Origin of the sequence: Sphaerochaeta sp. UBA5836, assembly GCF_002432845.1 — a bacterium.
GTDB lineage: Bacteria > Spirochaetota > Spirochaetia > Sphaerochaetales > Sphaerochaetaceae > Sphaerochaeta.
The window spans coordinates 1-2,496 of record NZ_DJGW01000012.1; the positions used below are offsets into that span (position 1 = coordinate 1).

Below are 2,496 nucleotides of genomic sequence, written 5' to 3' on the forward strand. Positions count from 1 at the left end.
CCAAAGAGAATCTCATCACGGACGAAGGAGTAGACAGCATCTATTTGTGCTGATTTTGAGCTGATTGAATCCCAGCCTCGCTCGTGTATGAGAGCCTGCACAACAGGGCTCTCATAGTCGATCAGCGGGGTGGGCCGAAAGTATTGAAATGCTGCAACAGATTCCACAATGCATCCTCGCTGAAATAGTGCTACAATAAATATAAGCTTCCTTTTGTAATTTTTCTAGCATGTTTTGCTGGATAAAGAGCAGTAAAATTTTACCGGAATTGGACATATGCCAATATTTGTATTACAATACCCTTCTAGGAGAGAGACATGGATACGAATACAAGTCTACAGGCTCTTATGAAAGGACCGTTGCCGCCTCTTTACTTCTGCATCGGCAGTCCGGTTGTAGGCAATCCAACCCAACATATGATGGAGAAGGCCTTCGAGCAGCTTGGGTACCCGGGAAGGTATCTGACGATTGAAGTGGATCCGGACGAGCTGGAGCCTAGTATCTGGGGCCTGTTGGCTATGCATTTTCAGGGAGGCAATGTCACAGCGCCGTTCAAGCAGGAGGTGCTGTCCTACCTTGACGAGCTTACCAAGAGTGCCAGCCTCTGCGATGCTGTGAACTGCATCACCCGCAAGGATGACGGGACCTACATCGGGGACAACACCGACGGCAAGGGCTTTTTGCAATCACTGGTTGAGATTGTTCCCGATCTGAAAAAGCGCAAGGTAGTCGTTTTCGGCAGCGGTGGGGCTGCCTCTGCCATCGTCACCGAGCTGGCCCTCCACGGGGTGCGCGAGGTAGTGGTGGTAAACCGCACGCTCACCCGGGCAAAAACGTTGGTGGACAACCTCGCGGGCATTTCCAGGACAACTCTCTCATGGGAGCCGTGGGAAGGCATCTACCAGATAAAAGAGCACGATCTTGTCGTGGTGCAGGCCACCAGCGTCGGCTTGTTCCAGCCTGATGATTGCATTAAAGTCGCCTTTACCCCTGATTTGCACAACGTCATCGCCTGCGATGTCGTGTTCAATCCCGTGGAGACAACCTTCCTCAAGAAAGCCAAACTGGCAGGCTGCCAAACCCTTGACGGACTTGGCATGCTGGTCAATCAGGGTGCCATAGCCGTCAAGCAATGGACAGGCAAGGAACCCGACCGGGCTTTGATGCGCTCGAGCTTGGAAGAAGCGTTTGCAATATGCTGACAAGAAGACCAAAATACCCTACGATAAGCGACTATGAATTACTACTTCATTGCATGTAGAACAGGCGGGGAAGAGAAAGTACGGGCCCACTTGAACAAGTTTTTTATCAGGGAGCTGGGAGAGGATCACGACGTGTTCATTCTCATCCCCATGCGTCGCATGATCGACCGACGCAAGGGAAAGAAGATTATGACCGACCATCCCATTCTACCCGGCTATCTGTTGGTTTCAAGCGAGGAGAGCCTGGCGAATTTCTCACTTGATGTCCACCGGCTTTCCGGGTGCTACGGCTTTCTTCGCAATCTGGACAAGACCATTGAACTCAGGGGACCCGACTATGAGTATGCTGCCTGGATCATGCACAACAAGGGGACGATCAAGCCCTCGAAGGTGGTCTATAAGCAAGGTGAACCGATCAAGGTGGTGGAAGGCCCGCTCAAGGACTTCATGGGAACGATCATCTCGGTCGACTACCGTCATAGCAGGGTTAAGGTGGAGTTCCAATTTGCCGAGGTGATCCGCAAAGTGAGTATGCCTGTTGAGTTTATTCAGCCCGACAGCACCGACTATAATTTTGATTGAGGGAACAATTCCTACCCGGTTGTCATTGCAAAAGTGATGACACAACCGCTTGTGTGTGGTATGAAGGTAGCTACAGATACTCTGGTTTCTAAACATGCACCAACCGGGGCCAAGGAGTATCAGATATCCACGCAATCTGAAACGACGGGATAGGGAAGCATCAGGGAAGAGCGAGGTGAATGTGGCTGGAAGTGTCAGGAACCGGATTCAGAGACAACTTCTCTTGATGGCTATCGATGCAGTATTGCTGATCCTGTGCTCCATGGTCTCGATGTGGATTGTATATGCTGCCTATGATGCAACCGTAGTCCTATTCACCGTTATCGCCTCCCTGATTCTTCTTCTCTCCCTCTCCTTGACTCGTTTCTACCTCATCCGTGTCAGTGAAGGCTCGCTCGATCTGGTCAACCGGGCGTTTACAGGCTTTCTGTTGCCTTCTCTTGTCTCAATTTTGATTCCCGTGTTTCTTGAGGGCTACCATTCCTCTTGGATTCCCTATTTTGTTGTGTTCTGGGGCTCGTCGTTCCTCTGCATACTCGGTGTGCGTTTTGCCTACCGCAGCTTTCGGACCTACTATACCAAGCAGACCCACAACAATAATCCCCGTACGGTGATCTACGGTGCGGGGGAGCTGGGAAACGCCTTGGTGCGCCAGTTTCAGCGGGGCAAGCTTCCTTACCATATTTCAGCCTTCATCGACGACAATGCCTCA

General features: G+C 51.1%; 3 protein-coding genes. All 3 read left to right on the forward strand.

Annotated elements, in window-relative coordinates:
• Window positions 1-317: 317 nt before the first annotated feature.
• Window positions 318-1,202 (forward strand): shikimate dehydrogenase, encoded by an 885-nt coding sequence (gene aroE, locus B3F49_RS00915; protein WP_293908585.1) that lies wholly within the window; start codon window positions 318-320, stop codon window positions 1,200-1,202.
• A gap of 33 nt (window positions 1,203-1,235) precedes the next feature.
• Complete coding sequence (gene nusG, locus B3F49_RS00920) at window positions 1,236-1,784, forward strand: transcription termination/antitermination protein NusG (protein WP_293908586.1); 549 nt, start codon at window positions 1,236-1,238, stop codon at window positions 1,782-1,784.
• A gap of 181 nt (window positions 1,785-1,965) precedes the next feature.
• On the forward strand, window positions 1,966-2,496 hold a 531-nt coding region (locus tag B3F49_RS00925; RefSeq protein ID WP_414712479.1), incomplete at its 3' end, for a nucleoside-diphosphate sugar epimerase/dehydratase.